Genomic DNA, 12,160 nt, shown 5'->3' with positions numbered 1-12,160 from the left:
CAGGACCCGTCCCCGGCATTCGAAAAGGAGACCTGTACCCGATGAGGTCACGTACGCTCCGACTCCTGCGCGACCAGGCCCACGTGTCCGGCGTCGCATCCCTCCACCGGACCCCGGTCTGGCGGATGGTTGTCGCGGCCGCCGTCGCGGTCGCGACAGCGCTCATGCTCACCACCGTGATGGCGGCCCCCGCCGCGGCGCACGGCTCGATCAGCGATCCGCCCTCGCGCAACTACGGCTGCTGGGAGCGCTGGGGGAGTGACTTCCAGAACCCGTCCATGGCCCAGCAGGACCCCATGTGCTGGCAGGCCTGGCAGAGCAACACCAACGCGATGTGGAACTGGAACGGGCTGTTCCGCGAGGGCGTCGGCGGCAATCACCAGGCCGCGATCCCCGACGGGCAGCTGTGCAGCGGCGGCCGGACCGAAGGCGGCCGCTACAACTCCATGGACACGGTGGGCGCGTGGAAGACGGTGGACCGTCCCGCCTCGTTCACGATGAACCTGCTGGACCAGGCCTCGCACGGCGCGGACTACATCCGCGTCTACGTCACCAAACAGGGCTTCAACCCCAAGACCCAGCCGCTGAGGTGGAGTGACCTGGAACTCGTCAACCAGCTGGGCAGCAGGCCCACCGGTACCACCACGCCCATCCCGGTGAACGCGCCCGGCCGTACCGGCCACCACATCGTCTACACCGTCTGGCAGGCCAGCCACCTCGACCAGTCCTACTACTTCTGCAGCGACGTCAACTTCACCGGCGGTACGAACCCCAACCCGACCCCGACCCCCACGCCCACGCCGACTCCCACCCCGACCCCCACGCCCACCCCGACCCCGGTCCCCGGCGGCTGCTCGGCCACCTACCGCGTCACCTCCCAGTGGTCCGGCGGCTTCCAGGCCGACGTGAGCGTGACCGCAGGCTCCAGGGCGATCACCGGCTGGACGGTGAACTGGACCTTCGCGGGCGGTGAGCGGGTCAGCTCGGCGTGGAACGCGACCGTGACCGCCGGCGGGTCTGCGGTCAGCGCCCGCAACGTCGCCCACAACGGCTCACTGGGCGCCGGCGCCGCCGCCACCTTCGGATTCCTCGGCTCCGGCACCAGCGGCACCCCCACCCTCACCTGCACGGCGACCTGATCCCCTCCCGCCGGGCACGCGCGATCCGGCCCGCCACCTTCCGGTGGCGGGCCGGTTTCCGGCACCGAGCCGGCCCGCGCCCCCTGGCGGGCCGGCCGGCTTCTCACGACCGTTTTCCGGAACCGCTCCCGGGAGGGAACGCGTGAGACGGCAGGGGACGGGGAGGCGTCACTCCCCGGGGCGGCAGACGGTGCCGAGGGCGGGGAGCGTCAGGTCGACGAGGTAGCGGGTGGCGTGCCCGATCACGCACCGGCTGGCGGGCCCGCCGTTGCCCGGCATGTAGAGGACGTGTCCGGGACCGTCGTACCGGACGGTGACCGAACCGGGCACGGTCCCGGCCAGGCTCGCGGTCATGGTGTAGTCGCTCCAGGACCCGGCCCCCAGGAACGGCGGCAGGCCGCGGACCGGCAGCGGGCGGGACGGGTTGGCGACCGGCCGAGGCCAGCCGGCGCAGGTCAGCATGTCGAACGGCGCGGCGCCCAGGTTGGGGGAGGCCTCCCGCATCCGGCGGGAGACGTCGCGGAACTGGGCGTAGCCGGTGAAGCCACGGTCGTCGGGACAGGTTATCGCCCGCAGGGCCGGGATCGTCCAGACCCGCATGTTGCCGATGACGAACTCCCCGAAACCGGAACCGTCCCCGTTCCGGGCCTTGTCCACCGCCGTGGCGAAGGCCGCCCACGCGGCGTTGTCCGGGCCCGGGTTCGCCAGGAAGCCCAGCATCCTCAGGTGCCAGCCGGTCAGTTTCCCCTCGCCGAACTCCGGGGACGAGATCGGGATCGGGGAGCGGTCCAGCTTCTCGGTGAGGGCTCGCCAGACCGCGCCCGCGTCCTCCCCGTGCAGAGCGCAGGCGCTGTCGGCCGCGCACCAGGAGGTGAAACGCCCGAACATCCGCTCGCCGGCGGGGGCCTGGGCCAGGGCCAGGTCGCTCCACCCGTTGACCTGGTCGGCCGCCCCGTCGAGGTACATCGCCCGGACGCGCTCGGGGAACAGGCGCGCGTACGCCGCGGCGGGCACCCCTCCGTAGGAGTTGGCCATGAAGCTCAGCCGCCGCTCGCCCAGAGCCTTGCGGACCGCCTCCATGTCCCGTGCCACCGACAGGGAGTCGAGGTTGTCGAACAGGCCGCTGGAGTCCGCGTCCCGGCACTCGCGCGCCGCCGCCTCCAGGCGCGCCGCCAGGACCCGGTACTCCTCACGGTCGCGGGGTTCGAGTAGCTGCGGACCCATCTCCGAGCACACCGCGGGCAGTCTCTCCCTGATCCGGGTGTTGCGCGGGTTGTAGCCGACGAGGTCGAAGCGGCGGCGTAACTCGGTGAGGCCGGGCGCCGACTCTTTCAGGTCCGTGACTCCCTCGGCCCCGGGTCCTCCCGGGATCTGCAGCACGCTCCCGATCCGGTTCGCCGGGTCGGTGGCGGGGAGCCGCGCCAGATCCAGGGTGATCTTCCGCCCGCGCGGTTTCCTCCAGTCCACCGGCACCGTGACGGTGGCGCACCGGATCCCCTCCGGGAGGTTCTCACCCGCGCACGCCTTCCACTTCAGCCGTGAGACCGCTCCCGGTGACACGAGGGCCGGAGCCCGCGCAGACTCCGTGGCAGGCGAGAACGCCCGCGCCGATCCCGCCGCGTGGGAGGGCGCTCCCACCGGGACGAGCAGCGCCGACGCCGCGACCAGTCCGGTGAACAACGATCCGATCTTTCCGTACATCCGTGGCTCCTTCTGTCTGGACGGCGGCCGGTGCGCCGTACGGTGTCTCCCGCCGGTTCGGGAACACCGGCTCCCCTCCACCGTCGCGGCTCCGTCCGCCGAGGGCCACCGGGACGTCCGCCGGGAAACCTCGGGATATCCCCCACGGGCCCCCCGGATGTCCCGCAGGAGCGGGGTGCGGCAGGCTGGAGGAATGAGCCGCCCTCCCTCCGGCCCTCCACCCCCGGCGGTGCCGCCCCCACCCTCGTCCCCGGTCCCCGAGCCCGTCCCTCCGGCGATTCCCGCCCCGGTTCCGTCCCCCGCCCCGCTTCCGGCGCCGGTGTCCTCGGCGACGGATCAGGTCCCACCGAGGCCGGAACCGCAGCCGAGGTCAAGGCCGGGGCGGGTCTGGCGCGAGCTGGGCCACACGCTGGCCGCGCCGCCGCTGGCCGTCGTCGGCCTGCTCCTCATCCTCGCCCTGCTGCTGGCCGCGTCGTGGTCGACGGCACTCGTCGGTCTCCCGATGCTGGCCGCCACGGTAAGGGGAGCCCGGTATCTGGGGGCGGTCCACCTCGGCCTGGCCCGCCTGCTGCTGGACGTCCGGACCCCGGCCCCCGCTCCCTTCAGGCCGGGTCCGGGGCCGGTCGGCTGGTTCACGTCGGCACTCGGCGACGACGTGGGGTGGCGGGCGGCGGCCTACCTTCTGGTCAAGCCCCTGACCGCGCTGCTCGCCCTCGGAACCGCCGCCGGGTTCTGGGGCGGCGGCCTACTTCTGCTCTCCTACCCCGCCCGGTGGTCGCCGGTACCCATCGGCGCGTGGGGCCCGCACGCCGGCACCTGGCCGGGTGCCCTGCTGCTGGGCGCGGCGGGTCTGCCGCTGCTCGCGCTCGCCCCCCTCGCGCTGCGGGTCGCGCTGCTCCCCGAACGGTTCCTCGCGCGCGCCCTGCTCGGCCCGACCAGGACCTCGGTCAGGGTCGGCCACCTGGAGGCGACGCGGGCCCGGATGGCCGAGGACTCCACGGCGACCCTGCGCCGGATCGAGCGTGACCTGCACGACGGGCCGCAGGCACGCCTCGTGGCGCTGGCGATGAGCCTGGGCATGGCGAAGGACGAGCTCGCCGACAACTCCTCACCGGAGGACCGGCTCCACCGGGCGCGCGACCTGGTGGACGCCGCCCACCGCGACACCAAGGAGATCATCGCCGACCTGCGCCTGCTGATCCACGGCATCTACCCGCCCGTACTGGACCAGGGGCTGGAGGTCGCGCTCGCCACGCTCGTCACGCGCTTCGCGCTGCCCGTCGACCTCCGTGTCGACCTGCCCCGCCGTCCCTCCGCCGTGGTGGAGACGATCGTCTACTTCTGCACCGCCGAACTGCTCGCCAACGTGGTCAGGCACAGCGGCGCGCGGCGGGCGATCGTCGACGTACGGGGACACGACGGCCTGCTGCGGCTGCACGTCGGCGACGACGGGACGGGAGGCGCCTCGGTGGGCCCGGGGACGGGACTGCCGGGGCTGGCGGCCCGGGTGGGCGTGGTGGACGGGCGGCTGGAGATCGACAGTCCTCCCGGAGGACCTACGGTGGTCACCGTGGAGGTGCCGCTTCCCACCTGAACGGAGGAGATCGCATGCGCGTCGTCGTCGCCGAGGATTCCGCGGTGCTCAGAGCCGGGCTGACCCTGCTGCTCACCACGCGGGGGCACGAGGTCGCCGCGGCCGTGGGCGACGGGACCGCGCTGCGCGCCGCGGTGGATGAGCACCGGCCGGACGTCGCCGTCGTGGACGTGCGCATGCCGCCGACGCACACCGACGAGGGCCTGCGCGCCGCGATCGACATCCGGCGCGACCATCCCGGCGTCGGAGTGCTGGTCTTCTCCCAGTACGTGGAGACGCGCTCGGCGACCCTGCTCCTCGCCGAGGATTCGCGGGGGGTGGGGTACCTGCTGAAGGAGCGGGTCGCCGACGTCGGAGACTTCCTGATGGCGCTCTCCCGGATCGCGGCGGGCGAGACCGTGCTGGACCCGGAGGTCGTCACCCGGATGATGGCGACCGGCAGGCGCGCCGACGCTCTCGACACCCTCACCCCCCGGGAGCGCGAGGTGCTCGTCATGATGGCCGACGGACGGTCGAACGGCGCGATCGCCGAGGCGCTGTTCCTGTCGTACGGGTCGGTGGAGAAGCACGTCACGCACATCTTCACCAAGCTCGGGCTGCCGCCGTCGCAGAGCGACCACCGCCGCGTGCTCGCCGTGCTGCGGTACCTGGAGTCCTGACGCGCCGCGGCCTCACCGGTGGTCGCGCAGCCAGGTCAGCACCTGCGCGGCGTGCCCGCGGGACCGGGCGGCGGGCCGGGGCGGTACGCGGTCAGGACGAGGGTTTCCCGGGTACGGCGATGGCGGTCACGACCAGGCCGTCGGACACCAGCCAGCGGCCGGTGAAACCGGTCAGCTCCCGGCCCTCCACGAGGGGGCCAGGGACGAGGAGGCGGGCGGTGAACGTGCCGGAGGGGGAGAAGACGAGGTGGGCGTCCTCGAAGCCGAGCCAGCGCCTGGCCAGCGGGAACCACGCCTTGTAGACGCTCTCCTTGGCGCTGAACAGCAACCGGTCCCAGTGCACGCCGTCGTCGAGCCGCGCGATCGCGGCCCGTTCCTCGGGCAGGGAGACCGAGGGCAGGATGCCGTCGGGGAGCGGCCCGTGGGGCTCCGCGTCGATGCCGACGGTCAGCGCCTCCAGGGAGACGGCCGCCGCGCGGTATCCGGCGCAGTGGGTGATGGCGCCCACCACCCCGTCCGGCCATCCGGGGGCGCCGCGCTCGCCGGGCAGGATCGGTGCCGGGGGCACCCCGAGACGGGCCATGGCCTGGCGGGCGCAGTGGCGCGCGGTGCGGAACTCGCGCCGCCGCTTCTCCACCGCGCGGACGATGGCCGCCTCCTCCTCGGGGAACAGCATGACGTCCGGCGGGTCCTCGAAGCACTCCGAGCTCGCCACCCACGGCGGCAGGATCTTCTCGATCATGCGACGGGCTGTGGGCTGGGCAGGATGCGCCGCAGCTGGCCGGGCGCGGTGGAGCGGGGACGCCATTCGCGGGGATAGCCCAAGGAGACCTCCTCGAAGCGGACACCGTCGTGCCAGGTGGTCCGGGGGATGTGCAGGTGGCCGTAGACGACCGTGGCGGCGTCGAAGCGCAGGTGCCAGTCGGCGGTGCGTTCGGTGCCGCACCAGATCGCGAACTCCGGGTGCCACAGGATCAGGGTGGGCTCGCGCACCAGCGGGTAGTGGTTGACCAGCACCGTCGGGATCCCGGCCGGCCTGGCCTCCAGGCGCCGTTCGGTCTCGGCGATCCTGGCGTCGCACCAGGCTTCCCTGGTGGGGTACGGATCGGGGTGCAGCAGCATCTCGTCGGTGCAGACCACCCCCTTGTCGTACGCGCGGGCGAGCGCCTCCTCCTTCGTGGCCACGCCGGGCATGCGGAAGGTGTAGTCGTACAGCACGAACAGCGGGGCGACGGTGACCGGGCCGCCGGGGCCGGTCCAGGTGAGGTAGGGGTCCTCGGGCGTCGCCACCCCCAGGTTCCGGCACACCTCGACCAGGTGCCGGTAGCGCTCCTCGCCGCGCAGTTGGACGGGGTCGCTGGGATGGGTCCACAGCTCGTGGTTGCCGGGCGCCCACACCACCTTCTCGAACCGTCCGGCGAGCAGTCCCAGGGCCCACTCGACGTCGGAGACCTTCTCGGAGACGTCCCCGGCGACCAGCAGCCAGTCGGAGGCGGAGGTGGGCCGCAGCTCCTCGACGATGCTGCGGTTCTCCTGGTAGCCGATGTGCAGGTCGCTGATGGCCAGCAGTGACGTCATGCGCGGCCCGTCCTCCGCGAACCGGTGCCCCCCGGCACGCGTCCCGTCCCGGGTGAACCGGTGGCCGCCGTGGGCCTGATGACAGACGCGGGCCGTCCGCCGAGCATCGGCACCGTGAGTGCCCCCGCTCTCTCCTCGTTCGTTGCCACGTTCCCAAACACCGCCGCCTCCGTCTCGCCCGCATCCCCGGGCGCGGTCACGAACCCGTGATCGCCGAGCAAAAAGAACCCTCTCACGATCGCTCCCAGAGGCACACCCCACCCCGCCGCGAAACGGCGAGTCCACGGCCCCGGTGGGTGACAGTCCCCCAGCCAATGGGCCGGAACTGTCACTCACCGGGGTGGCCGGGCGCCCTGGAAACGCCGTCCTGGCTCACCCCTCATTCCCGAAGACTGCGACCCCGGGACAGGCGGAGGGCTGGAGGATCAAGACGGCCAGGCCTTACGACGGCCTCTCCCGCCAAGGGCACACGGATGGCGTTCATCCGACTCGACGAACAGCCCCGATACGTAGCCGTCGCTGTGTCCTGCTGCTGCACAAGATCAAAAAAGCCACTTCCTGATCATGAAGATGGCCTCTGACGCGGAGTGGAGCTGAGGAGATTCGAACTCCTGACATCCTGCGCGCGAACCGGTTCGATCGCGGACCGTACGAGCCGTGGGCTACGGAAGGAAGTTCCAACTAGCAGCTTGAGACCCGGGTCACGGAATAGGGCTTGTAGCGGGCGGCGTAGAACTTCTTGCTGCCCTTGGTGTTGGCGTTCACCGTCATGCAGCGGGACGTGGAGACCGTGGGGCCGCTCGAGCCCTTCCTCTCGAACGAGATCTTGACACTGACCTTGTGGCTGCAGTGGTTGTTGAAGTAAATGGTCACGGTCGTGGTGCCCTCGCCCCAGGAGTAGTTGGCCCGCTTGCCACTGGGCTTGGAGCATCTGACGCTGGCTTGCTCGACCAACGCCGTGGCGGCTCTCGTCGCAGTGGTGGCCGCGCCGGTCTGTGCGGTGCCCGCCTGTGCGGAGGCGGGCGTTGCCGGGGTCAGCAGCGCGGCCGTCACAGCGGCGGAGCCGAGCAAGACGGCCGCAAGCTTCTTATAGTTCATGTTTCAACCTCATAGGGTGACTTGATCTTGACCGAGTCACCATACCGAACATCCCAAATTTGGGTAAAAATAGTACTCCGGCCGCACATCGTGAGGTTGGGCGAGATCGCGCGCAGGTACGCGAGACGGCCCCCGCCGTGATCATTGTTCCTGGTCGCGAGGTGGGACGCCCATGACACCATCCCTCCGAGTCACGCGGAGCGAGGGGAGGCCTTCGACTCATCGGAAGGTACGCACCACCGTCAACCAGGTGCGCGAGGACGGCGCGGGGCTTGCCGAACTGGCCGCGATCGTCGATGCGGGGCAGGCGCGACCGCGAATCGACTCGCGGTACGGCCTGCGTGACGTGCGGGCCGCGTATGAGCGATTCCTGCGAGGAAAGCTGTCCGGCAAGGTCGTGCTGGTCTTCTGAGCCCGGTCACACCGGGGTGCGAAGGATAGGGAGAAAAGCGAACAAAGGGATTAATTACCCTTTTTTGCGGCCTTGGCTTTCCATATGAGTAAGGCCATACCCGTGCGCCCGCCGGAGACGGCGGCGATTCTTGACGTATGACGACATACGACAGCATGCCCCCGTGCTGCATCGCACCCCCCGACCTGCTCGAGGCGGTCGCCGAACAGGGAACCCCCGAGGAGCGGGAGGCCGCGCTCAGGACCCTGGTCACCTCGGAGACCGCCCGTGCGCAGCGCGCGTCGTTCGCCGGGGCGCTGCGCCAGCTCAGTCTCACCGTCGCCGACGTGGAGCCCGCCCCCGGCATGGTGCGCACGGTCTACGACGTCGAGAACGGCGGCGACTTCGATCTCCCCGGGCGCAGGAGGCGCGGGGAGGGCGACCAGCCGTCCGGTGACGCGGCGGTCGACGAGGCCTACGACGGGGCGGGCGTCACCTACGACTTCTACCGGCGGGTCTTCGAGCGCGACAGCATCGACGGGCGGGGGCTGGAGATCGTCTCCTCGGTCCACTACGGGACCGACTACGACAACGCCGCCTGGATCGGCTTCCAGATGATCTACGGTGACGGCAGCGGGCAGGTCTTCACCAAGGGCTCTCTCACCAAGGCCGTCGACATCGTGGCGCACGAGCTGACCCACGGCATCACCCAGTTCACCGCGAACCTGGTCTACAGCAAGCAGCCCGGCGCCCTCAACGAGTCGTTCTCCGACGTCTTCGGGTCGCTCGCCAAGCAGTACGGCCGGGGGCAGACCGCGGAGCAGGCCGACTGGCTCATCGGCGAGGGCATCCTGGGCAGCGCCCTGCGGGGGACGGCCCTGCGGTCGATGAAGGCGCCGGGCACCGCCTGGTCGACCCCCACCGGGGGCCGCGACCGCCAGCCGGGGCACATGCGCGACTACGTGGACCTGCCCGACGACGGCAACCCCTCCAACGACCACGGGGGCGTCCACATCAACTCGGGCATCCCCAATCACGCCTTCTACCTCGCCGCCACAGCCATCGGCGGCCACGCCTGGGAGCGCGCCGGGCGCGTCTGGTACGTCACGCTCACCGAGCGGCTCCGGCCGCGCTCCGACTTCCGGGAGGCCGCGGAGGCGACCGTGGAGGTGGCCGGGGAGCTGTTCGGCGCGGACGGGGACGAGCAGCGGAAGGTACGCGCCGCGTGGCAGCAGGTCGGGGTCCTGTAGGGAGGGGCCGGTCGCGGCGCGGCACCGGCCGGGTCGCGCGGGCCGGTCTAGGATCGTTCCCATGAAGGTCTCGATCGTCCGGGGTGGCGGCATCGCCGGCCTCGTCACGGTCACCACGGTCGACTCCGCGTCGCTGGCGCCGGACGAGGAGGCCGAGCTGCGCGCCCGGGTGGAGCGGGCCGGGCTGTCCGGCACGCCGGAGCGGCCGGGCTCCCCGGCGGGACAGCCCGACCGCTTCGACTACGAGCTGACCGTCGAGGACGGCGGCCGCGTGCTCACGACGCGCGCACGCGAGGGCGACCTCCCCGGCCCGCTCCGCGCGCTCATCTCGTACGTGACCTCGCTGCCGGGACGGCAGGAGCGGGTCGGCCCGCCCGGCTGACCTCCCGTCCCGGCCTCTCCGCCCCGGCCTCTTCAGGCTCGTTCCGGCCGCTTCAAAGCGGGCTTGACCACACGAAACTCCACGCTGTCACCGGTTTTGGCGCGAGTATTCCCATGTAACGGTTCACTGATGGCATGATTCGCCAATGTGTGCAGGTCACAGAAGCGGCGGGATTCCCGGGCGCCTGTTGGCTTTATTACACCTTGGCGGCAAATGTGTGCATGCCTGGATTGTTGGCGCGCATGAAACCACATTTGCGGGGAGCTCTTCGGATATACGGAGGTATATGTGAAACGCGTCATCATCACTGCGGCCGTCGTCACCCTCGTGGCAGCCGCGTTGGTGCCCCCGGCGCAGGCCCGGCAGGTGATCGCCGAACCGGGCGCGGAAGCCGAGTACGTCGTCCTCTACACGGAGGGCGCGCGCCTCGCGGACGCCCAGCAGGCCATCAAGGCGGCGGGCGGAAACATCCTCAAGGAGAACACCGCGGTCGGCGTCGCCACCGTCAAGACGACGAACACCCGCTTCGCCGAGGCGGTGCGCGACGCCGCCTCGATCGACGACATCGCCCACAACCGGTCCATCGGCAGTGTGCCCTCCGCCAGGAGGGGAGCCGCCGGCCGCGCGACCGTGCAGGCGAGGGCCGTGGAGAAGGCCGGTGACGGCGCTCCCGCCGCCTCCACCTTCGGTGGGCCCGCGCCTGCCGCGGAGCCGCTGTCGGAGCTCCAGTGGGACATGAAGCAGATCCACGCGACCGTCGACGGCTCCTACCGCCACCAGCAGGGCGACCCCGGCGTGCTGGTCGGCGTCATCGACACCGGCGTCGACGGCTCCCACCCCGACATCGCGCCGAACTTCAACCGGCGGCTGAGCCGCAACTTCACCGTCGACATCCCCGTCGACGCCGACGGCAACGAGGTCGACGGCCCGTGTGAGGCGGAGCCGGACCGCTCCTGCAACGACCCGGCGGACGTCGACGAGAACGAGCACGGCACGCACGTGGCGTCGTCCATCGCCTCGCCCCTCAACGGGCTCGGCACGGCGGGCGTGGCGCCCAAGGTCTCGATCGTGAACCTGCGGGCCGGCCAGGACTCCGGATACTTCTTCCTGCAGCCCAGCATCGACGCGCTGACCTACGCCGGTGACGTCGGCGTCGACGTGGTCAACATGAGCTACTACATCGACCCGTGGCTGTTCAACTGCGTCGACAACCCGGCGGACTCCCCGGCCGATCGGCAGGAGCAGGCCACGATCATCAAGGCCACCCAGCGGGCGCTCGACTACGCGTACAGCAAGGGCGTGACCCTGGTGTCCGCGGCGGGCAACGGCGCCAGCGACTACACCAAGACGCTCGTCGACGCCTCCAGCCCCGACTTCGCCAGCGTCCCCGGCGAGGTGCCCTACTCGCGGACGATCCCCACGAGCTGCGTCTCCATGCCGAGCGAGGGCAAGCACGTGATCTCGGTCTCCTCGACCGGCATCAGCAAGCGCAAGTCGTACTACTCCGACCACGGCAACGGCTACGTCGACGTCTCGTCCCCTGGCGGCGACGTCTACGACACCCCCGGCAACACCCGCGACGTCACCAGGGCGACGCTGGCGGCCTATCCCAAGTCCCTGGCCGAGGCGCGCGGCCAGCTCAACCCCGACGGCACGCCCAACGTCACCAACGTGGTCCGCAGCTGCAAGGGCAGCGTCTGCGCCTACTACGAGTATCTCCAGGGCACCTCGATGGCCTCCCCCCGCGCCGCCGGTGTCGCCGCGCTGATCGTGAGCAAGTACGGCCAGCGCGACCGGGTGCACGGCGGAAAGAAGCTCCACCCCGCCGTCGTGGAGACGGTCCTCAAGGGCACCGCGACCAGGACGGCCTGCCCCACCCCGCCCGCCTACACCTACACCAGGCACCTGCCGGACGGCACCACGGCGACCTCGACGCACACGTGCGAGGGAAGCGTGCTGCGTAACGGCTTCTACGGTTACGGGATCGTCGACGCCCTCCGGGCGGTCCGCTGACCTGAACCGGGTGCCCGGCGTCCGCATCGCGGCGGACGCCGGGCACCCGGCGGTACGAACCGAACCGGTCGAACCGGTCGAACCGGCTGGACGGGCCGGATGGGGCCGGCGCCCGCGCGGAAGGCGGGCGCCGGCCCCGTGCCGTTTTTACGCCTTCTTGCGTGATGGGTTGATTTACCGGCGGCCCGGTCCGGGGATGGATCGTCAGACGCCATCGGTCGCCATCGGTCGGGTCGTACGCCTGCCGTCGGACAAACGCATCCGGACGCGGTCTCGCTTGCGAAGTCCTCTGTGGACGCGAAGGAGTGATGCCCGTGGCCGCCGTCACGCGTGAGATCGATCGGCCCCGTGAGCG

11 protein-coding genes are annotated in these 12,160 nt (G+C 71.2%); 7 read left to right on the top strand and 4 right to left on the bottom strand.

Features of this window, described 5'->3' with window-relative positions:
* Window positions 1-41 precede the first annotated feature (41 nt).
* The gene (locus OG587_RS33945) at window positions 42-1,139 is read left to right on the top strand and encodes a lytic polysaccharide monooxygenase auxiliary activity family 9 protein (RefSeq protein WP_329082597.1); all 1,098 of its coding nucleotides are present in this window, start codon (window positions 42-44) and stop codon (window positions 1,137-1,139) included.
* A gap of 168 nt (window positions 1,140-1,307) precedes the next feature.
* On the opposite strand, the gene OG587_RS33940 is transcribed toward OG587_RS33945, so the two are convergent.
* Window positions 1,308-2,840: an alpha/beta fold hydrolase gene (locus OG587_RS33940; RefSeq protein WP_329082595.1), complete on the bottom strand. Its 1,533-nt coding sequence runs from the start codon at window positions 2,838-2,840 to the stop codon at window positions 1,308-1,310.
* A 319-nt stretch (window positions 2,841-3,159) separates the two neighbouring features.
* Between OG587_RS33940 and OG587_RS33935 the strand changes: the two genes are divergently transcribed.
* Both OG587_RS33935 and OG587_RS33930 read left to right on the top strand, forming a co-directional pair.
* Window positions 3,160-4,434, top strand: a complete 1,275-nt coding sequence (locus OG587_RS33935; protein WP_329082594.1) for a sensor histidine kinase — start codon at window positions 3,160-3,162, stop codon at window positions 4,432-4,434.
* 14 nt (window positions 4,435-4,448) lie between these two features.
* Complete coding sequence (locus OG587_RS33930; protein WP_329082592.1) at window positions 4,449-5,093, top strand: response regulator transcription factor; 645 nt, start codon at window positions 4,449-4,451, stop codon at window positions 5,091-5,093.
* A gap of 91 nt (window positions 5,094-5,184) precedes the next feature.
* On the opposite strand, the gene OG587_RS33925 is transcribed toward OG587_RS33930, so the two are convergent.
* The 3 genes from OG587_RS33925 to OG587_RS33915 all read right to left on the bottom strand — a co-directional run bounded on the left by OG587_RS33925 (window position 5,185) and on the right by OG587_RS33915 (window position 7,769).
* Entirely contained in the window at window positions 5,185-5,835 is a 651-nt protein-coding gene (locus OG587_RS33925; RefSeq protein WP_329082590.1) for a 4'-phosphopantetheinyl transferase family protein, read from the bottom strand.
* Window positions 5,832-6,671 carry a metallophosphoesterase family protein gene (locus OG587_RS33920; protein WP_329082588.1) on the bottom strand — a complete coding sequence of 280 codons (840 nt, stop codon included), beginning with the start codon at window positions 6,669-6,671 and terminating at the stop codon, window positions 5,832-5,834. The genes OG587_RS33925 and OG587_RS33920 overlap by 4 nt, the downstream gene beginning before the upstream one ends.
* 681 nt (window positions 6,672-7,352) lie before the next feature.
* The gene (locus OG587_RS33915) at window positions 7,353-7,769 is read right to left on the bottom strand and encodes a hypothetical protein (RefSeq protein ID WP_329082587.1); all 417 of its coding nucleotides are present in this window, start codon (window positions 7,767-7,769) and stop codon (window positions 7,353-7,355) included.
* 172 nt (window positions 7,770-7,941) lie between these two features.
* On the opposite strand from OG587_RS33915, the gene OG587_RS33910 reads away from it, so the two are divergent.
* The 4 genes from OG587_RS33910 to OG587_RS33895 all read left to right on the top strand — a co-directional run bounded on the left by OG587_RS33910 (window position 7,942) and on the right by OG587_RS33895 (window position 11,805).
* The gene (locus OG587_RS33910) at window positions 7,942-8,181 is read left to right on the top strand and encodes a zinc-binding dehydrogenase (RefSeq protein WP_329082585.1); all 240 of its coding nucleotides are present in this window, start codon (window positions 7,942-7,944) and stop codon (window positions 8,179-8,181) included.
* A gap of 137 nt (window positions 8,182-8,318) precedes the next feature.
* Window positions 8,319-9,410, top strand: a complete 1,092-nt coding sequence (locus OG587_RS33905) for a M4 family metallopeptidase (protein WP_329082583.1) — start codon at window positions 8,319-8,321, stop codon at window positions 9,408-9,410.
* Window positions 9,411-9,471: 61 nt separating this feature from the next.
* Window positions 9,472-9,792 carry a protealysin inhibitor emfourin gene (locus tag OG587_RS33900; RefSeq protein WP_329082581.1) on the top strand — a complete coding sequence of 107 codons (321 nt, stop codon included), beginning with the start codon at window positions 9,472-9,474 and terminating at the stop codon, window positions 9,790-9,792.
* A 288-nt stretch (window positions 9,793-10,080) separates the two neighbouring features.
* A complete protein-coding gene (locus tag OG587_RS33895; RefSeq protein ID WP_329082580.1) occupies window positions 10,081-11,805 on the top strand; it encodes a S8 family serine peptidase in 1,725 nt (574 codons plus the stop codon).
* Window positions 11,806-12,160 lie beyond the last annotated feature (355 nt).

Source organism: Streptosporangium sp. NBC_01469, assembly GCF_036227305.1.
GTDB lineage: Bacteria > Actinomycetota > Actinomycetes > Streptosporangiales > Streptosporangiaceae > Streptosporangium.
This window is presented reverse-complemented; position numbering and strand designations above follow the sequence as displayed.